The organism is Kistimonas ophiarachnellae, from assembly GCF_057552235.1.
Window position 1 is genome coordinate 1 of record NZ_BAAJPA010000095.1, and the last position, 282, is coordinate 282.

Consider the following 282-nt stretch of genomic DNA (forward strand, 5'->3'; position numbering starts at 1 on the left):
TCGTACACTGGAGCGGGAAACGAGACTCGAACTCGCGACCCCAACCTTGGCAAGGTTGTGCTCTACCAACTGAGCTATTCCCGCATGAAATTTATTTTGCGACGTTTTCAACGTCGGAGCGGGAAACGAGACTCACTCTCCAGCTCTGGGCGACCCCAACCTTGGCAAAGTTGTGCTCTACCAACTGAGCTATTCCCGCGTTAAATCTGATGCGTTATTTAATGACCGGCATCCGGTCTCGAGCAGATGACACCACTCAAAGTAAAGTGGCGTCCCCTAGGG

Annotated in this window: 2 tRNA genes; both read right to left on the bottom strand. The window is 52.5% G+C overall.

The features are described 5' to 3' along the window. Positions 1 to 8: 8 nt before the first annotated feature. A tRNA-Gly gene (locus tag AC27K1_RS21795) sits at positions 9 to 84 on the bottom strand. A gap of 33 nt (positions 85 to 117) precedes the next feature. After that, positions 118 to 199 (bottom strand) — tRNA-Gly (locus AC27K1_RS21800). Positions 200 to 282 lie beyond the last annotated feature (83 nt).